15 protein-coding genes are annotated in these 17,553 nt (G+C 72.4%); 8 read left to right on the top strand and 7 right to left on the bottom strand.

Translation table 11 applies throughout. The annotated features are described in order from the left end of the window. Positions 1 to 23: 23 nt before the first annotated feature. Positions 24 to 626, top strand: a complete 603-nt coding sequence (locus tag ACBI99_RS09295; protein ID WP_375072093.1) for a Uma2 family endonuclease — start codon at positions 24 to 26, stop codon at positions 624 to 626. On the opposite strand, the gene hrpA is transcribed toward ACBI99_RS09295, so the two are convergent. Continuing rightward, on the bottom strand, positions 616 to 4,485 hold the full coding sequence (gene hrpA, locus ACBI99_RS09290) for an ATP-dependent RNA helicase HrpA (RefSeq protein ID WP_375072092.1): 3,870 nt from the start codon (positions 4,483 to 4,485) through the stop codon (positions 616 to 618). The two genes, ACBI99_RS09295 and hrpA, sit on opposite strands and share 11 nt — an antisense overlap. Positions 4,486 to 4,707: 222 nt before the next feature. Next, entirely contained in the window at positions 4,708 to 5,445 is a 738-nt protein-coding gene (ppgK, locus tag ACBI99_RS09285) for a polyphosphate--glucose phosphotransferase (RefSeq protein WP_219511580.1), read from the bottom strand. Between the two features lie 111 nt (positions 5,446 to 5,556). On the opposite strand from ppgK, the gene ACBI99_RS09280 reads away from it, so the two are divergent. Both ACBI99_RS09280 and ACBI99_RS09275 read left to right on the top strand, forming a co-directional pair. Next, positions 5,557 to 6,672, top strand: coding sequence for a TIGR03118 family protein (locus ACBI99_RS09280; RefSeq protein ID WP_375072091.1), 1,116 nt, complete (start codon positions 5,557 to 5,559; stop codon positions 6,670 to 6,672). Between the two features lie 72 nt (positions 6,673 to 6,744). Continuing rightward, on the top strand, positions 6,745 to 7,377 hold the full coding sequence (locus ACBI99_RS09275) for a TenA family protein (protein ID WP_375072090.1): 633 nt from the start codon (positions 6,745 to 6,747) through the stop codon (positions 7,375 to 7,377). Positions 7,378 to 7,463: 86 nt separating this feature from the next. Here ACBI99_RS09275 and ACBI99_RS09270 read toward each other — a convergent pair whose 3' ends face one another. The 3 genes from ACBI99_RS09270 to ACBI99_RS09260 are packed head-to-tail and all read right to left on the bottom strand — an operon-like array spanning position 7,464 to position 10,223. Continuing rightward, on the bottom strand, positions 7,464 to 8,087 hold the full coding sequence (locus ACBI99_RS09270; protein WP_375072089.1) for an HAD family hydrolase: 624 nt from the start codon (positions 8,085 to 8,087) through the stop codon (positions 7,464 to 7,466). After that, positions 8,084 to 8,689: a response regulator transcription factor gene (locus ACBI99_RS09265; RefSeq protein ID WP_219511574.1), complete on the bottom strand. Its 606-nt coding sequence runs from the start codon at positions 8,687 to 8,689 to the stop codon at positions 8,084 to 8,086. The genes ACBI99_RS09270 and ACBI99_RS09265 overlap by 4 nt, the downstream gene beginning before the upstream one ends. 7 nt (positions 8,690 to 8,696) lie before the next feature. After that, positions 8,697 to 10,223 carry a carboxylesterase/lipase family protein gene (locus ACBI99_RS09260; RefSeq protein ID WP_375072088.1) on the bottom strand — a complete coding sequence of 509 codons (1,527 nt, stop codon included), beginning with the start codon at positions 10,221 to 10,223 and terminating at the stop codon, positions 8,697 to 8,699. 120 nt (positions 10,224 to 10,343) lie between these two features. Between ACBI99_RS09260 and ACBI99_RS09255 the strand changes: the two genes are divergently transcribed. Beyond that, a complete protein-coding gene (locus ACBI99_RS09255) occupies positions 10,344 to 11,165 on the top strand; it encodes a DUF4253 domain-containing protein (protein ID WP_219511571.1) in 822 nt (273 codons plus the stop codon). Positions 11,166 to 11,234: 69 nt separating this feature from the next. On the opposite strand, the gene ACBI99_RS09250 is transcribed toward ACBI99_RS09255, so the two are convergent. Together ACBI99_RS09250 and ACBI99_RS09245 are read right to left on the bottom strand one after the other, a co-directional pair. Beyond that, positions 11,235 to 12,068: an SAM-dependent methyltransferase gene (locus ACBI99_RS09250; protein ID WP_219511617.1), complete on the bottom strand. Its 834-nt coding sequence runs from the start codon at positions 12,066 to 12,068 to the stop codon at positions 11,235 to 11,237. Between the two features lie 158 nt (positions 12,069 to 12,226). Further along, on the bottom strand, positions 12,227 to 13,483 hold the full coding sequence (locus tag ACBI99_RS09245; RefSeq protein ID WP_219511570.1) for a helix-turn-helix transcriptional regulator: 1,257 nt from the start codon (positions 13,481 to 13,483) through the stop codon (positions 12,227 to 12,229). Positions 13,484 to 13,696: 213 nt separating this feature from the next. Here ACBI99_RS09245 and ACBI99_RS09240 point away from each other — a divergent pair, with 213 nt between their 5' ends. The 4 genes from ACBI99_RS09240 (at position 13,697) to ACBI99_RS09225 (ending at position 17,492) form a co-directional block, all read left to right on the top strand. After that, positions 13,697 to 14,455 carry a hypothetical protein gene (locus tag ACBI99_RS09240; RefSeq protein WP_357587275.1) on the top strand — a complete coding sequence of 253 codons (759 nt, stop codon included), beginning with the start codon at positions 13,697 to 13,699 and terminating at the stop codon, positions 14,453 to 14,455. An 11-nt stretch (positions 14,456 to 14,466) separates the two neighbouring features. Beyond that, complete coding sequence (locus tag ACBI99_RS09235; protein WP_357587277.1) at positions 14,467 to 14,658, top strand: hypothetical protein; 192 nt, start codon at positions 14,467 to 14,469, stop codon at positions 14,656 to 14,658. Continuing rightward, positions 14,655 to 15,368 carry a hypothetical protein gene (locus ACBI99_RS09230; RefSeq protein WP_357587279.1) on the top strand — a complete coding sequence of 238 codons (714 nt, stop codon included), beginning with the start codon at positions 14,655 to 14,657 and terminating at the stop codon, positions 15,366 to 15,368. The genes ACBI99_RS09235 and ACBI99_RS09230 overlap by 4 nt, the downstream gene beginning before the upstream one ends. A gap of 210 nt (positions 15,369 to 15,578) precedes the next feature. Beyond that, on the top strand, positions 15,579 to 17,492 hold the full coding sequence (locus ACBI99_RS09225; protein ID WP_375072087.1) for an RNA polymerase sigma factor: 1,914 nt from the start codon (positions 15,579 to 15,581) through the stop codon (positions 17,490 to 17,492). Positions 17,493 to 17,553 lie beyond the last annotated feature (61 nt).

Here is a 17,553-nt window from a genome sequence, read left to right as displayed (position 1 = left end):
TGCCTGCTCGAACACGAAGGGACATGTTCATGACGACCATGACGATCAGCAAGCCGGAGCCCGCCGTGAGCGACACCGCACCGCATCATCTCCGAGACGTCTTCGACGCCCTACCCCCCCTGCCCGGCGTCCGGGCAGAGGTCATCGAAGGGAAGGTCATCTTGAGCCCACTAGGCACCCCCGAGCACCACCGCATGGCCATGGAACTGGCCTACGAGCTCCTTCCGCTCAGCAGGGAGCGCGGATGGTGGCAGTCCGCAGGCGGCGTGAGCCTCTGCATCGAAGGCCCCCGCGACTCCTATCAGCCCGACTACCTGCTCGCACCCGCCGACTGCCCCCGCTGGGGGCATCTCGAGCTGCTGTCCTCCGGCATTTTCGTGGCCGCCGAGGTGGTCTCGCCGAGCAGCGCCCACGACGACCGCCAGGAGAAGCCCAAGGGCTACGCGGTCGGCAAGGTGCCGATCTACCTGCTCATCGACCCGATCGGCGACGAGCCGGGCGTGACCGTCTACAGCAAGCCGGTCGACGGCGCCTACACCTCGATGACCAAGGTGACGGTCGGCTCGCCGATCACCCTGCCCGAGCCCGTCGGGTTCGAGCTGGACACGTCGATCTTCAAGGGCTGAGCCTGTCCATCGCCTTGGCGATGCGCTTCTCCGACACCGGGGTCGGGGTGCCGAGCGTCTGGGCGAAGAAGCTGACCCGCAGTTCCTCGATCATCCACCGGATCTCCACCACGTCCGGGTCGGAGCGCCTGGCCGGGTGCAGGCGGTCGAGAAGGTCCTGGTAGTCGTCCTCCACCCGGTGCACCCGGTCCATCCACTCCTCGTCGCGCCACGGCTCCTCGGGCAGCTTGGTGAGGCGGCGCTCGACGGCACGCAGATAGCGCAGGATGTCGGGGAGGCGGCGGTGGCCGGTCGCGGTGACGAACCCCGGGAAGACGAGCCTGCCGAGCTGGTCGCGTACGTCCTGGGTGGAGGCGCCGGCGCGCAGGCCGTCCAGGCGGGTGCCGATGGCGTGCCAGACGGTGAGGATCTGCTCCACCCGCGACAGCACATCGGCGGAGGTGTCCCACAGGTGGGCCCGTACGTGCTGGTAGAGGCGGTCGAAGGCGACCGGGTCCCAGGCGGGGCCGCCGACGTCGCTCGTCAGCTTGTCGACGGAGGCGTTGACGATGTCGTCGAACAGCGCGACCGCGCCGCCGTGGGGGCTGCGTGACAGCGCGAGCTTGGCCTGGTTGGACAGGCCGCCGAGCAGCGACCTGGCCGGGTTGGTGACGTTGAGCAGCAGCAGGCGGCGGGTGCCGGTCCAGTGGGAGCGGCGCTGTTCGGCCTCCGTCTCGAAGATCTTGATGGAGACGGAGTCGCCGGCGTCGACGAGCGCCGGGTAGCCCTTCATGCGGCCCTGCTCGAACACCTTGGGCAGGGTGCCGAAGCTCCACGTGGTCAGGCCGGTGCGCTCCAGGTCGTCGCCCGCCTGCGAGAGCGACTTGCGCAGGCGCGGCGCCAGGCGCCGCTTGAGCGCGTCGAGGTCCTTGTCCTCGGCGATCGTGCGCTTGCGCTCGTCGATCACCCGGTACGTGATCCGCAGGTGGTCGGGGATCTGGTCGAGCTGCCAGGCGTCGTGCGGCACGCGGACGCCGGTCAGCCGCAGCAGCTCGCGCTCGACGGCCTCCAGCAGCGGCTCGCCGCCCTGCTTGACGGCGGCCAGCACCTGCTTGGCGTAGTTGGGGGCGGGCACGAAGTTGCGGCGCAAATGTTTGGGCAGCGAGCGGATGAGCGCGGTGATGAGCTCCTCGCGCAGGCCGGGGATCTGCCAGTCGAACCCGTCGGAGTTGATCTGGTTGAGCACCTGCAGCGGCACGTGCACGGTGACGCCGTCGGCGTCGGCGCCGGGCTCGAACTGGTAGGTCAGCTTCATCCGCTGGCCGAGCTGCCGCCAGGTGTCGGGGTAGTCGCGGGCGCTGACGTCGGCGCCCTCGTTGACGAGCATGTCGGGCGAGAACGTGAGCAGCTCCGGCTGCTCGTTGCGGGCCTTCTTCCACCAGGCGTCGAAGTGCCGGGCGGAGACGACGTCGGCGGGCACCCGCTGGTCGTAGAAGTCGAACAGCGCCTCGTCGTCGACCATGATGTCGCGGCGGCGGGCCCGGTTCTCCAGCTCCTCGACCTCTTCGAGCAGCTTGCGGTTGGCCTTGAGGAAGCTGTGGTGGCTGTCCCAGTCGCCTTCGACGAGGGCGTGCCGGATGAACAGCTCGCGCGACAGGTCGGGGTCGATCCGGCCGTAGTTGACCTTGCGGCCGACCACGAGCGGCAGCCCGTACAGGGTGACCTTCTCCAGCGCGATCACCGCGCCCTGGTTCTTCTCCCAGTGGGGCTCGGAGTAGGAGCGCTTGACCAGGTGCTGGGCCAGCGGCTCGACCCAGTCGGGCTCGATCTTGGCGTTGACCCGCGCCCACAGCCGGGACGTCTCGACCAGCTCGGCCGACATCACCCACTGCGGCTGCTTCTTGGCCAGCGCGGAGCCGGGGAAGATGGCGAAGCGGGCGTTGCGCGCGCCGATGTACTCCTGGACGGGGCGGCGGCCGCCGTCGCCGCGCTTGTCCATGACGTCCTTGACGCCGATGTGCGACAGCAGCCCGACCAGGAGCGAGGCGTGCACCTGGCGCGGGTCGGCCGTCTCGGTGCCGGGGTGGGCGCCGAGCGACTGGCGGATCTGGCTGTAGATGTCCTGCCATTCGCGCACGCGCAGGTAGTTGAGGAACTCGGCCTTGCACATGCGGCGGAACGCGCTGGACGACAGCTCCTGCTGCTTCTCGCGCAGGTGGTTCCACAGGTTGACGTAGGACAGGAAGTCCGACTCGGGGTCGGCGAAGCGACGGTGCTTCTCGTCGGCCTGCTGCTGCTTGTCGGAGGGCCGCTCGCGCGGGTCCTGGATCGACAGGGCGGCGGCGATGACCATGACCTCGCGCAGGCAGCCGTTGTGCTCGGCCTCCAGCACCATGCGGCCCAGGCGCGGGTCGACGGGCAGCGCGGCGAGCTTGCGGCCGATGGGCGTGAGCTTGCCGTGGGCGTCGAACGCGCCCAGCTCGTGCAGCAGGTTGACGCCGTCCTTGACCTGGCGGCGGTCGGGCGGCTCGACGAACGGGAACGCCTCGATGTCGCCCAGCCCGATGGAGGTCATCTGCAGGATGACCGAGGCCAGGTTGGTGCGCAGGATCTCCGGGTCGGTGAACTCCGGCCGCGCCAGGAAGTCCTCCTCCTCGTACAGCCGGATGGCGATGCCGTCGGAGGTGCGGCCGGAGCGGCCCTTGCGCTGGTTGGCGCTGGCCTGCGAGATGGCCTCGATGGGCAGGCGCTGCACCTTGGTGCGGTGGCTGTAGCGGGAGATGCGGGCGTAGCCGGGGTCGACGACGTACTTGATGCCGGGGACGGTCAGCGACGTCTCGGCCACGTTGGTGGCGAGCACGATGCGGCGGCCGGTGTGGCGCTGGAAGACGCGGTGCTGCTCGGCGGCGCTCAGCCGGGAGTAGAGCGGCAGGATCTCGGTGTTGCGGAACTCGGCCTTGGCCAGCGCGTCGGCGGCGTCGCGGATCTCCCGCTCGCCGCTGAGGAAGACGAGGATGTCGCCGGGGCCTTCGCCGATCAGCTCGCGGCAGGCGTGCACGATGCCCTGCGTCTGGTCGTCCTCGTCGTCGAGCGGCCGGTAGCGGACCTCGACGGGGTAGGTGCGGCCGGACACCTCAATGATCGGCGCGTCGTCGAAGTGGCGGGAGAACCGCTCGGGGTCGATGGTGGCGCTGGTGATGACGACCTTGAGGTCGGGCCGCTGCGGCAGGAGCTGCTTGAGGTAGCCGAGGATGAAGTCGATGTTGAGGCTGCGCTCGTGCGCCTCGTCGATGATCAGCGTGTCGTACTGCTCCAGCAGCCGGTCGTGCTGCAGCTCGGCGAGCAGGATGCCGTCGGTCATCAGCTTGACCAGGGTGCGGTCGCTCGCCTGGTCGGTGAAGCGGACCTTGTAGCCGACGGCCTGGCCGAGCTCGGTGCCGAGCTCCTCGGCGATGCGCTCGGCCACGGTGCGGGCGGCGATGCGGCGCGGCTGGGTGTGGCCGATCAGCCCGCGCACGCCCCGGCCCAGCTCCAGGCAGATCTTGGGGATCTGGGTGGTCTTGCCGGACCCGGTCTCACCGGCGATGATCACGACCTGGTGGTCGCGGATGGCCGCCAGGATGTCGTCCTTGCGCTGCGAGACCGGCAGGTTGTCCGGGTAGGTGACGACCGGCAGGGCCTCGCGGCGTCGCGCGAGCCGCTGCTCGGCGCGTTCGACGTCGGCGAGGATCTCCGCGGCGATCTTCTCGCGCGCCTCGCGGGAGCGCACCCGGCGCACGCCGTCGAGCCTGCGCCGCAGCCGCCGCTGGTCGCGCGGCATCAGACCGGGCAGGCGGGACTGGAGCTCGGTGAGTGGAGAGGACAACGCAGGAGTTCCCATACTGCTTCAAGGATATTCGGGCCCCGCTCGCCGGGAGCCAACGGCCCATCGTGCCCCACCGCGCGGCGCGGCGCATCCCAATATCGGGGCCCCCGTCGTGCCGCTGGGTGACCGTGGCCCGCCACGACCGGCCCACTCTCCCCAGAGTTGAGTCGTGGCGGGCCACGGTCACGTCTATGAGACTCCTGGAACAGCCTCCGGGTTGCCTCTGTTTGATCACGTTTACGGCAGCGCTGTGCTGCGCCGATTACCGGCTGTCGCGGCGGCCCCGACGATGCCCGCCTCGTTGCGCAGCGCGGCGGGGATGACGGGCACGCCCACCTGGACGTACGGCAGGAACTTGTCGGCCTTCTTGCTGACCCCGCCGCCGATGATGATCAGCGACGGCGACAGCAGCATCACCACGTGCTCCAGGTAGTCCTGGACGCGCCCGGCCCACTCCCGCCAGCCGAGGTCGTGCTCCTCGCGGGCCCGGTCGGAGGCGCGGTGCTCGGCGTCGTGGCCGTGCAGCTCCAGGTGGCCCAGCTCGGTGTTGGGCACGAGCACGCCGTCGACGAACAGCGCGCTGCCGATCCCGGTGCCGAACGTGAGCATGAGCACGGTGCCGCGCTCCCCGCGCCCCTTGCCGTAGGTCATCTCCGCCAGCCCGGCCGCGTCGGCGTCGTTGACCACGGCCGCCCCGCCGAACAGCTCGGCGGCGTCGGCCCCGGCCCACGACTCGTGCAGGTTGACGGCGTCGCGCATCACGCCGCCGTGCACCACGCCGGGCACGGCCACCCCGACGGGGCCCGTCCAGGCGAAGTGCTCGACGATCCGCCCCACCTCGGCGGCGACCGCCCCGGGCACGGCGGGGCGCGGCGTCGGCACGCGCAGCCGCTCCCGGGTGAGCTCGCCGGTCTCCAGGTCGACGGGCGCGCCCTTGATGCCCGATCCGCCGATGTCGATGCCCAGCACGTCCATGCGTCTTCCACTCCCCCGTACACGGCCGCGAAACGCCTCCAGGGACCCTAACTGAACCCGGGAGGCGGCTCTCGCGTATCTCGCGTCACAAGCGCTATCAAGGAGGTACGGATGCGGTCACGCATCATCGCCCTGGGCGCTGTCGCGGTCGTCATGGGCAGCACTCTCAACACCCCCGCACAGGCCACGAGCCACCGCACCCGGTTCGACGTCGTCAACCTGGTGTCGGACGTCAAGGGCAAGGCGGCGCTCACCGATCCCAAGCTGGTCAACCCCTGGGGGCTGGCCATGGGCAAGACGCTGTGGGTGTCCAACACGGGCACCGGCAGCGCCACCGTCTACTCCGGCCAGGGCAAGAAGGAGGCGACGGAGGTGGTCGTGCCGGGCGGCGCCCCGACCGGCCAGGTGTTCAACCCCGGCGACGGCTTCACCGTCAAGGGCAAACCCGCCACGTTCGTCTTCTCCAGCCCGAGCGGCGCGATCAGCGGCTGGAACGCCGAGGCCGACCCGAAGAACGCGATCATCGGCGCGTTCACGCGCGGCGCCGACTACAAGGGCCTGGCGCTGGCCGAGACGGACGACGGCGACTTCCTGCTGGCGGCCGACTTCGCGGGCGGCCGGATCCACGCCTTCGACGCCGACTTCCGGCGGGTGCGGCTGTCGCGCTCGCAGTTCAGGGACGCGGCGGTGCCGGCGAACTACTCGCCGTTCAACGTGGCCGTGGTCAACGGCAACGTGTGGGTGGCGTACGCGCTGCGCGACCCGAGGACCGGCAAGTCGGTCGCCGGGGCGGGCAAGGGCTTCGTCAGCCGCTTCGACCTCGACGGCCGGCTGACCGGGCGCATCGCGCGGACCGGCCTGAACGCGCCGTGGGCGATCACCAAGGCGCCGCGCCGCCTCGGCCAGTACGCGGGCGCGCTGCTGGTCGGCAACTTCGGCGACGGCACCATCCACGCCTACCGCGGCAACCGCCACCTGGGCGCGCTGCGCACCGCCGGCGGCAAGGCGATCACGCTGCCGGGGCTGTGGGACCTGGAGCCCGGCACGGCGGCGAACGGCGGCGAGAACGCGCTGTGGTTCTCGGCGGGTCTGGAGGGCGGCACGCACGGCCTGCTCGGCGTGATCCGCCCGGCGGGCTCCCGTCCCGCCGCCCCGGCCACCCCGGCCACCAAGGCCCCGACGAAGGCCCCGACGAAGGCCCCCAGCCAGCCGTACGGCGGCTACTGACCCTCCGGCGTTCCCGGCGCGCGGCCCCCGGCCCGCGCCGGGAGCCGGGGGCCAGGGCCTAGAGTCGGGTACGTGACCGAGACCTTCAGCGCATGGCTGCGCGAGCAGTGCGAGCCCGAGTGGACGGCGGTGGTGACCCACCCGTTCGCCACGGCGATCACGACGGGTGAGGCCGACATGCGGCGCTACCTGGAGCAGGACTTCCAGTTCGTCGACTCCTTCACCGCGCTCCTCGGCGCGGCCGTCGCCTGTGCCGACACCTTCGAGGCGCGCGTCCCGTACGGGCAGTTCCTCGGCCAGGTGGCGACGACGGAGGAGAAGACGTACTTCCACCGGGCGCTGGCGGCGCTCGGCGGCAGCACGCAGGCGGCGACGGAGCCGGTGACGGCGGAGTTCCGGCAGCTCATGGACGAGGCGCGCGCCTCTCAGGACTACCCGTCGATCGCGGCGGTGCTGTGCGTGGCCGAGTGGTCCTACCTCGGCTGGGCGTCCAGGGCGGTCGAGCCGCTGCCGGAGGGCTTCGTGCACCGGGAGTGGATCGGGCTGCACGAGGGCCCCGAGTTCCGCGCGTGGGTGGACTTCCTGCGCGGCGAGCTGGACCGGCTCGGGCCGGGGCTCGGCGAGGCGGGCAGGCGGCGCGTGCTGGAGGTGTTCGGCCGGGCGGTCGAACTGGAGCGCCGCTTCTTCGACATGGCCCTCGGCTAGCCGGGGGCGTCAGACATGGCCCTCGGCTAGCCGGGGGCGTCAGACATGGCCCTCGGCTGACCGAGGGCGGCAGGCACGGCCCTCAGTCAGCCGAGGGCTGCGGCCAGGTCGGCGGCCTGCCGGTAGTGGACTCCGGTCATGCCGAGGGCGACGGCGGCGGCGACGTTCTCGGCGCGGTCGTCGACGAACAGGCAGCGCTCGGGCGCGGCCCCGGCGAGCTCGGCGGCGATCTCGTAGATGCGCCGGTCGGGCTTGGCGACGCCGACGCGGGCGCTGCTGACGACGGCGTCGGCGAAGTAGGTGAGGCCGAGCCGGTCGAGGTGCTCGTCCAGGCTGTCCATGGCGTTGGTGACGATGATCACCGGGGCGTGCTCCTGGGCCTTGGCGAGCAGGGCCCTGACCTCCTCGTCGACCCGGAACGGCACGGCGGCGAACTCGGCGGCGGCCTGCCTGGCGCGCTCGTCGCCGCCCAGCGCGGCGGCGACGGAGTCGACCCACTGCGCCTCGGTGATGCGGCCGAGCGTGGCCGGGGAGAGAATCTCGGGGGCGAAGGCGGTGCGCCGCACGGGGAGGCCGTAGCGGGCCTCGATGGCGTCCTGGACGTCGAGGTCGAACAGGCGCAGGACGCCGTCGAGGTCACACAGCACGGCGTCGTACGGGAACGCGCCGGCGGGGGTCTGGCCGGCGGGCGTCGCTTCGGTGGAGGTCACAGCCATCCATTGTGCCGTGCGAGCCTGGCGGCCTCGATGCGGTTGCGGGTGTGGGTCTTGCCGATGGCCGACGACAGGTGGTTGCGCACCGTGCTCTCCGACAGGTGCAGCCGGGCGGCCACGTCGGCGATGGTGGCGCCGTCGAGCGCGGCGGCGAGCACGTCGCGCTCGCGGTCGGTGAGCGGGCTGGGCCCGGCGCGCAGCGCGGCGGCGGCCAGGGCGGGGTCGACGATCCGCTCCCCCGCCGCGATCCGGCGGACGGCGGCGGCCAGTTCCTCGACGGGCCCGTCCTTGACCAGGAACCCGGCGGCCCCGGCCTCCATCGCGCGGCGCAGGTAGCCCGGCCGGGCGAAGGTGGTGAGGATCAGCACCGCGCAGTCCGGCCGCGCGGCCCGCAGCTCCGGCAGCACGTCGAGGCCGGAGCGGCCGGGCAGCTCGATGTCGAGCAGCGCCACGTCGGGCCGGTGGGTCTCGGCGGCCGCCATGATCGCGTCGCCGGACGACACCTGGGCGACGATCTCCAGGTCGTCCTCCAGCCCGAGGAGCAGGGCCAGCGCGTCGCGCATCATGCCCTGGTCCTCGGCGATCAGGAGCTTGATCAACGCCGTCCTACTTCCAGAAACCGAGCCGGTGCCTGGCAGCGTAGTCGATGACGCGGATCTTGCCGGGTTCCAGCGCGAGCGTGCCGGAGGAGGCGCGGGGCCAGGTGGGCAGGCCGTCGCCGTTGGGGTCGCCGGCGCGGGCGAAGTTGGTCCAGTAGCCGATCATCTGGTCCGACAGCGCGCGCTGGGCGGGCGGGAGCGGGGTGTCCTTCTCCTCGAAGAGGTACGGCAAGTCGCCCGCGTGGTAGGCGCCCCAGTCGAAGCCGGTCTCCAGCGGCAGGAACATCGGCGCGTCGCGGTCGGCGAACTCGTAGCCGTACACGGGGACGTGCCGGGCCAGGAGCGTGTTCTGTTCGTGGGTGGCGCGGGCCCACATGCGGTCGGTGAGGACGGTGGCCCACGCAATACTAGGAGACTTATACCGATTTACCGGGTACTTACGAAGAATGTCAGGTGCCTTCCTGCCGAACGCTTCCCGTACAAGTTTGGGATAATTCGGCGTTTTACCCTGAATGTCGTAATTCATCGCGACAAAGAGGCGATGCTCATCCCGGGTCGCCCCGGCCAGCACCGGCACCCGGTGGAAGCGGCCCTTGCGCAGGGCCTCGTCCGGCGACTGCGGCAGCACCCGGTTGCCGTACGCGTACACCTGGAACACGTTCATGATCTGCGGCACGTCGAGGATCTTCTTGACCGGGAGCGCGCGCAGGCACGCCAGGCTGTCGCAGCCGAGCTGCCGGGCGTACGCCTCGCCCAGGGCCGCGATCTCGGCCTTCGGCCGCCACATGAACGACGGCAGCGCCTCCAGGCCCGGCACCATGCTGCCGGCGGGCATGTCCATCATGGCCTCGCCGCTCTGCATGATCGCCCGGTGGAACAGGCCCTTGGCGCCCGGCGAGGTGAGCAGCGCGCCGATGGACGAGGCCCCGTAGGAGATGCCGAACACGGTCACGTTGCCCGGGTCGCCGCCGAAGGCCGCCGCGTTGCGCCGCACCCAGCGCAGCGCCTCGATCTGGTCCTGGAGCCCGTACGTGCCGCCGTCGGCCAGGCCCGGATGCCCGAAGCCGCCGAACACGCCGAGCCGGTAGTTGATCGTCACGACCACCGTGCCCTGGGCGGCCAGCCGGCGGGCGTCGGAGTAGTGCCCGGCGCCGAGCGCGCCGTCGCCGTGCAGCCACACCATCACCGGCCGCCGCGTGCCCGGCTTGGCGGGCTCGGCGGGGGTGGTCACGTTCAGGAACAGGCAGTCCTCGTCCTCGCTGCGGACGGGCGCGTACGGCGAGCCGACCTGCGGGCACATCGCGCCGGGCGCGGTGGCGTCGCGGACGCCCTGCCAGACCGGGGCCGGGCGGGGCGGCTCCCAGCGGCCGGCGGTCGCGTAGCGGATGCCCTGGAAGATCCGGTGCTCGCCGGACACGCTGCCGCGCACCGTCCCGGCGTCGGTCCGGACGACCGCGGGGTCCGGGGCGGCCTGGGTGCTCGTCGCGGTCCCGCAGGCGGTGAGCAGGACGGCCAGTGCGAGAAGTGTTCTCATGCCTCAACGGTCGCGGAAGCGCCCGGGGCGCCGGAAGGTTCATGCATCCGGGATCGCCCAGGACAAATGTCCCCGGCATTACCATCTGCGAGACGGGATTCGGTATCGGAACGGTAGGGCATGAACGATCATCAGCTGCCGCCGGAGCTGTGCCCGCTGTTCGCCGACGGCGGCAGGGGACGGGCTCTGGGGATCGCTGTGCCCGAGGGCGGCATGGTCTGGCCCGATCCGGGCTACACCGGGCAGGGGCCGGCGGCGCGGCCGGCGTTCTGGATGAGCGACGAGCCCGTCTCCGGGGCCGACTGGCGGCGCTTCCACGCCGAGCACCCGCGCAGCGGGCTGTGGCCGGTGCTGCTGGACGAGAGCGCGCAGCCGTGGTCGGTGGGGCAGGTGGTGCCCGACGAGCCGGTGCAGATCGACCATTTCACCGCCGAGGGGTTCATGGCCGAGGTGTGGCAGGAGTGGGTGTCGCAGATGCCCGCCCAGGACGCCCTGGACGAGCTCGACCCCTACGGGGCGATCTGTCCGGGTCTGGCCCCGCCGGGGACGCCGGTGGCCCACCCGGACGAGGTCGCCGCCTGGTACGCCGGGGTGCTGGCCGAGCGGGGGATGCCGCTGGGGCTGGTGGCCGCGCCCCGGGGCGCCGACGCGCTGGCCGTGATGGGCTGGCAGGGCGCGCTGCACCACAACGAGTGGATGGTGCCGCTGGCCGCCGTGGTGCGCAGCTGGGAGGAGCGCTTCGGCGCGCGGGTGGTGGGCGTCGGCTTCAACACGCTGGAGCTGAGCGTGGCGGCGCCGCCCGTGGAGCCGGAGCACGCCATGCGCGTCGCGGCCGAGCACTGGACGTTCTGCCCGGACAACGTCGTCCAGGGGCCGGGCGACCTGCGGGGCTACGCGCAGCAGATCATCGGCGAGCACGCCTGGTCGTTCTGGTGGGACTGACGCCCCGCCGCTGCCAGGACTCGCGCCGGGACTGGCGCCGCCCGCCCGGCGGCGGGCGGCGGGTCCCGATCACGGCAGGCGGGCCACCGCCCCGTAGTTGCCCGACGTCCCCGGCTGGTCGGCGCAGTGCGGGTCGCCCTCGTCAGGCCGCCACTCCGGGACCCACACCAATCCCGGTTCCAGCAGGTCCAGACCGTCGAGCAACGCCTCCACCCGGTCGCGGGAGCGCACCGCGTGCCCAGGCAGCGTCATGGCCAGCAGGTCGTTGATGGCGGGCAGCAACTCCGGCGGTATGCCGTCGAACGTCGTCTGCAGGATCGCCAGGTAACTCCTTTCCGGCACCGACTGGCGCAGGCGTTTGACGACGTAGCGCGCCTGCTCGTCGTCGCTGAGGCTGTGGGTGGACACCACCACCCAGGCCATCGGCCGGTTCCAGTCGGCGAACGTGCGCACGACCCGGTCGTCGAGGATCTCGTCGATCTGGCGGATGTCGCCCTCGACCACGCGGACCGAGTCGGTGATCGGTTCGATGGTGGCCTGCGCGTTGGCCAGCACCATCGGGTCATTCTCTATATAGACGACACGCGCACAAGAGGTACGGAGCGTGTCGCGGGCGATGTCATGCAGCTGCCCGCCGGGTGGCAGGCCGCTGGGGACACCACTTCCCACGATCATGAACTGGTCAACGCCTTCACCGGCCAGGTGCCGTACGGCCCGGCACAGATACCCCTGGACGGCCCGAGCCGCGGCGGTCGTCACCGCGGCTGCCACGTCGTACCGGTTCACCGCTTCACGGTCGGCCCGGAAGTTGTTCTTGCCTCCGGTGGCGGCATCAAGGATGCGCGTGATCCTCGCGTGTGCGGTGTCGAGATTGGCCAGGTTTCGGATGGCACGTTGCCGCATTGCGTGTCGCCCCTTTCCCCTCGCCGCGTCCATTCGGGAAAGTTCCGGTCTCTGACCCCACTCGGATGACCAATGTTAATAATGATCCATAAATTCTCTTATTCAACTACATGGGGCAGTGTATTTTGAGGAAATATGACTTTTCGCATTCCCGGAGATCAATTCGCGGGCGTACGTGAAAGTCTTTCGCGATGCGCGCAGAGCATGTCGATCGTCTCGTCGCGGGTGGTCGTGGTGACCGACAGCTTGGTGAACGCCTGGTGGTACGCCTCCACCACTACCCCGTCGGTGATCAGCTCGTCGGCCTCCAGCGCGTGGGAGCACGCGATGTCGGGCTCGAACGCCTCCGCGAAGCGCCACAGCGTGAACGGCCCGGTGCGCGGCACGTACGCCGGGTCCTCCATCGGCACGATGTGCAGCGAGATGTTGGGCCGCTTGGCGTAGGCGATCAGCCGGTCGAGCTGGTCGAGCATGACTTCCGGGTCGGCGATCGAGCGCAGCAGGACACCCTCGTCCATGACCGCCCACACGACCGGGCCGTTGGGCCCGAAGATCAGCCGCTGCCGGGCGGCCAGGATGTCGACCGCCGCGTCGGCCGTGGTGTGGCGGAACGAGCCCTGGTCGGCCGTGGCGATCGCGGCCAGCGCGTAGGACTCGGTCTGCAGCAGCGGCGGCACGAAGTGGGTGTGATAGGTGCGGATCACCGAGGCCCGGCTGTCGATGGCGCAGGTCGTCGCCAGCCACACCGGGAACGAGCTGGCGTCGTACCAGGCCAGCTCACGCTCGCCGCGCGCCAGCGAGAGCACGTACTCGCGGGCGGGCACGGCGGTCACCCCGTAGAGCGTCAGCAGGCGCTCGACGGTGGCCGGCGCGGGCGTGATGCGGCCGGCCTCGATCGCCTCGACCGCGACGGCGCCCTTGCCGAGCGCGGTCTCCACCTTCTCCGGGCTGATCTGCGCGGCCAGGCGCAGTGATCGGAGCCGCTCGCCGAGCGCCACCCGCATCGGCTCCTCCAGCGGCGCCGCCGCGTCGGGGATCTCCATGGCCGGCTCGGGCTCCTCGGGCAGGCCCTCGGCCTTGCGGGCCAGCTCGATCACCCCCCGCAGCACGGTCAGCGAGGCGTCGGACAGCCCGGAGGCGGACACGCCGATGGCGGCGGCGCGGAGCTGGAGGTCCTCCACCGCCCCGGACTCCAGGTAATCCTCACCTACGAGCCAGCCAACGCTCACCTGGAGGCACGCCGCGAGGGCGCGCAGCACCTGGAGCGTCGGGTTGGTCTGCTTGCCGGTGCGCAACTGGCTGACGTAGGCGCGTGTGATCGGGATGCCGGCCTCGGTGAGCGCGGCGGCGACTTGAGCGCCTGTGAAACCTCGCTTGTTGAGCGCGAGATCGAGTCGCTCGGCGAACTTCGCCACGCGGACCTCCTGCTACCCGTGAACGCTCTTCCAGCCTAGACGCCGCCCGGCGCGTCCGCGCAGGGCGCTCTTCCCGTACCGGAGCCGCTCACGTATTGTCGAAAACTGAGAGTTGACACCATAACCCGCATTTGGCCAGTATCGTACGACACGTGGAAACTGTTACCTGACAGCCGGCCCCTTCGGAGGCCCCCGGCAGGGAGGTGGCCGAACGTGACCATCGATCACCAGATAAGCCCCTGGTTCACCAAGAGCACGGCCTCACCGGCGCAGGAGCGGGTGATCCAGCGCATCTGCTCCCGGATCGCTCCGGCCGGGACAACGGTCAACGTATCGGACCTGCCTCTCGGCGGGGTCCAGATCTGGACAGACGGCGACGCCGGCACGTGGAGCCTGTACCAGCGGATGGCGCGCGAGCTGCGGCTCGCCGGCTGGCACGCCGAGGCGGGCACCGACCGCCTCATGGTGCTGGGCTGGAGCGCCGAAGCCCTGTCGTACCGGGTGCTCGTGCTCGACGCCGCGCTGGCCGGGCGGCTGGCCGACTACGACCTGACGTCGTTCATGGCGGTGACCGTCGCCACCCGGCTGCTCCAGGAGGGGCTGGCCGCCGAACGCGTCGTCCCGGAGGTGGAGGCGCGCCTGCGCGAGGAGCTGCGCTGGCCGGGACGGCTGGCCGACCTCGCCGGGCTCGAACGCACCGCCACGCTGGAGCCGCTGCGCCACCGGCTCGCCCAGATCGCCGGCCTGGAGGCCAGGGTGCGCGACCGCTGCGCCGAGCACCTGTCGCTGGCCGGCCGGGTGGCCACCTCGGTCACCGGCGGCAAGCCGCCCCCGCGCATCGGCTTCCCGCGCCTGACGGCGGGCCTGGCCACGGGCCTGTCCGAGCGGCTGGTCGCGGCCAGCGTGCCCAACCAGGCGACCGCGCCGCCCCACGCCCTGCTGTCCCCATCGGACGCAGGCGCCCTGACCTGACAGGAGTGATCATGCTCACCGACGAGGTCCGCGGGCCGCGCCACCGGCCCTGCGAGGTCCCGGTACGCGGCACCCGCCCGCCGCCACCCCCCGACCGGCCGCCCCTCGACCAGGCGGCGGGGCCACGGGCGGACGTCACGCCGATCACGCACCCGGTGCGGCGGCTGCGGCCCGCGCGGCGGCACGGCGGGAGGCGGACATGAGCCGCGGCAGGGTGGGCGTGCTGGTGCCGCCCGCGAACCCGTCGGCGGAGCCGGAGCTGACCCGCCTGCTCGGCTCACGTGCCGACATGCACGCCGCCCGCTTCCCGGTACGCCCCGGGCTGGCCCCGGCCGAGCGGCTGGAGAGCTACAACGCGGCGCTGCCCGCCATGACGCACGCCTTCGGCGACCTGCCGCTCGACGCGCTCGTCATGGCCTGCGACGCCCCCCGCTACCTGCTCGACCCGGACGAGGACCGCGAGGGCTGCCTGCGGCTGACCGAGCGGTGCGGGGTGCCGTTCGCCTCGGCGACCGTGGCCATCCTGGAGGCGATCGGGCATCTCGGGCTGGAGGAGGTCCACATCGTCTCGCCGTTCCAGCCGTGGCTGACGGAGCTGGCCGAGCGCTTCTGGAAGGCCGCCGGGCTGCGCATCGCCGGGGTGCTCCCGGTCCGCGCCCAGGGCGGCTGGTCCCCGTACACGATCACTCCCGCCGAGCTGGTGGAGCAGGTGAAGCAGGCGCGGCTGCCCCGGGACGGCGTGCTGCTGTTCGTCGGCAGCGGCATGGCGACGCTGCCGGCGCTGGGCACGCTGGGCGCCGGCAACGACCGGGTGCTGCTCACGTCCAACCTGTGCACCGCCTGGTGGGCGCTGTCGCGGGCGACCGGCAAGCCCGTCACGCTCAACCGCTCCCCGCACCGGAGGGCCTCGTGAGCGCCGCACCGGGCGCGCTCGCCCTCCCCTGCCCCCTGACGAGGGTCGCCGGCGCTCCGGCTCGCGGCCGTGCCGGGCCTGCGGCCGGTCCGGGCGGCACGCGGTCCGGCGCCGGCGATCCCGGCGCCGCCGCGGAGGCCGCCTGACGGGCCCATCCCCTGCGAGGACCGGGCGAGGGTCGGCGCGGTGACGTGAGGAGTGCTCGATCAGATGTGGCGGACGCTGACGGACGAGGCGCGCGAGGCGATCGGCGCGCTCTGCGACGAGCACGGGCGGCACCTGTACGACTACTGCCGCACGGCGCTGGCGGGCTCCGACGCCGAGCTGGCGGTCGCGGGCGCGCTGCTGTCGGCGCACGCGCACGCCGGCCGGCTCCCGTCGCCGGACGCGCTGCGGCCGTGGCTGTACGCCCTGGCCCGCGCCCACCGCGCCGCCGTCGCCGCCACCAGACCGGCCAGCATCGGCTCCTGGTCCCGTCCCGGCCCCGCGCCCGACCTGGTGCCCGAGGGTCTGACGGCCCTCGACGGCCCGCACCGCGAACTGCTCGACCTCTCGGTACGGCACGAGCTGTCCGACGACGAGATCGCGCTGATCTTCGACGCGGACACCGGTGACGTGACCGCCATCGTCACGGAGGCGGCCGACACGCTGGAGCAGTGGTTCGCGGCGGTGCGGGCGGCCAGGACCCGTGACGGCTGCGCCCGGCTGGCCTCCCGGCTGACCGACTGGGCCAGGACCCCCGGACGCCGCAACCGCACGCGGATCGCCCGCCACATCCTGACCTGCCCGGAATGTCAGGCGGCGCCCCGGACGCTCCGCGCGGCCACGCTGCTGCGCCGCCTCCCCCTGGCAGACACCCCCGGCACCCTGCGCGAGCAGCCCGCCTGGGGGCAGCCGCTGCCGGACGACGACACCGCGTGGCGCCCGGACGGCTTCCCCGTCCAGGCGCGCGGCCTGGCGGAGCCGCCTCCGGCCATGATCTCCCTGGTCCCCGGCCCCACGACGGAGACCAGGGACAACCCCTGGCCGGCGACGGGCGCGGCCGTCGCCGGCCAGGAACCCCTCCCCGCCCCCACCCCGCCCGAGCCTCCGGAGGACGACTGGGCGCCCCCTCGCCCGGTGCCGCGCGCCCCGGTGGCGGAGGAAGGGGAGGGGCGTGGGGTCAGGGTCGTGGAGGAGGCCCGGGTCCGGCGGGGCGGCAACGGCGCCGGCTCCGGGCAGGCGCTCGTGCACGCCGCGCATCCGGGGTCGGGGCAGCGGCGCGAGTACTACCTGCCGCCCGACCCCGTCCCCCCGCACGACCCGCTGCGGGCCAGGGAGCGCGCCCGGCCGGCGGCGCGGCCGGGCGAGCGGCGCAGGGCCGAGCCCGGCGACAAGCTCGTCCACGCCGGTGACCGGCCGCCGCCGCGCGACGACGGGGGTGACGCCCGGTGGGAGGACTTCTGGCGGGAGCGCCCCGACGAGGACGACCCGGAGGCGCGCATCTCCCTGCGCTGGCTGGTCCGGACGGCGCTGATCTTCGGCCTGGTGCTGCTGGCCGGGGGCCTGACGTGGTCGGTGCTCAAGCCCCAGTCCCGTCAGGCGGCGACGACCGCCGCCCCCGCCGCGGCGGCCCAGCCCCCCACCGCCCCGCAACCGACCGCACAGGAGCCGCTCGTCCAGGAGCCCACGCTCCAGGACCCTCCCGCGCGGGAGCCCACCGGCGCGGCAGAGGAGCCCGGCACGGCGCTGCCCGCGCCCGAGCCTCCGGTGGCCAAGCTGACGCCCGCGTCCGTGCGGCTGGGCGAGAAGCGCAGCGGCCGGTTCAGGCTCACCTGCACCGGCGACTGCCGGGTCACCTCGTTCTCCGGGACGAACGGCATCACCGTCGACGGCAACACCTTCACCGTACGGGCGCCCGCCGAGCGGCCGGGTTGCGCCGGGCCGCCCGTGACCGAGTCGGGCGTGATCACCGTCGGCTGGTCGGGCACCACCACGGGCGACGGCAGGACCACGGAGGGCGCCACGGCCGGCGACGGCACCCTCACCATGATCGTTTCGTGGACCGTGACCACGAACCGAGGAGCGTTCATCCCCGACACGAACGGAGGCGGTTATTGGAGCAATTGCCCTAAGGGCGAGTGAAACAGGCAAGCACCATGCACCAGCCACGCACGTGACGGCCCCGGGCATCGCGCCCGGGGCC

This window comes from Nonomuraea sp. ATR24, from assembly GCF_041950485.1.
Taxonomy (GTDB): domain Bacteria; phylum Actinomycetota; class Actinomycetes; order Streptosporangiales; family Streptosporangiaceae; genus Nonomuraea; species Nonomuraea ceibae.
The sequence above is the reverse complement of the archived record's forward strand: the minus strand, read 5'-3'. Positions and strand labels throughout refer to the sequence as shown.

Bases quoted from the DNA above. Each gene is read 5' to 3' on its own strand.
- ACBI99_RS09295 (WP_375072093.1), top strand. From the start codon at position 24: ATGTTCATGACGACCATGACGATCAGCAAGCCGGAGCCCGCCGTGAGC.
- hrpA (WP_375072092.1), bottom strand. From the start codon at position 4,485: ATGGGAACTCCTGCGTTGTCCTCTCCACTCACCGAGCTCCAGTCCCGC.
- ppgK (WP_219511580.1), bottom strand. From the start codon at position 5,445: ATGGACGTGCTGGGCATCGACATCGGCGGATCGGGCATCAAGGGCGCG.
- ACBI99_RS09280 (WP_375072091.1), top strand. From the start codon at position 5,557: ATGCGGTCACGCATCATCGCCCTGGGCGCTGTCGCGGTCGTCATGGGC.
- ACBI99_RS09260 (WP_375072088.1), bottom strand. From the start codon at position 10,223: ATGAGAACACTTCTCGCACTGGCCGTCCTGCTCACCGCCTGCGGGACC.
- ACBI99_RS09255 (WP_219511571.1), top strand. From the start codon at position 10,344: ATGAACGATCATCAGCTGCCGCCGGAGCTGTGCCCGCTGTTCGCCGAC.
- ACBI99_RS09250 (WP_219511617.1), bottom strand. From the start codon at position 12,068: ATGCGGCAACGTGCCATCCGAAACCTGGCCAATCTCGACACCGCACAC.
- ACBI99_RS09235 (WP_357587277.1), top strand. From the start codon at position 14,467: ATGCTCACCGACGAGGTCCGCGGGCCGCGCCACCGGCCCTGCGAGGTC.
- ACBI99_RS09230 (WP_357587279.1), top strand. From the start codon at position 14,655: ATGAGCCGCGGCAGGGTGGGCGTGCTGGTGCCGCCCGCGAACCCGTCG.
- ACBI99_RS09225 (WP_375072087.1), top strand. From the start codon at position 15,579: ATGTGGCGGACGCTGACGGACGAGGCGCGCGAGGCGATCGGCGCGCTC.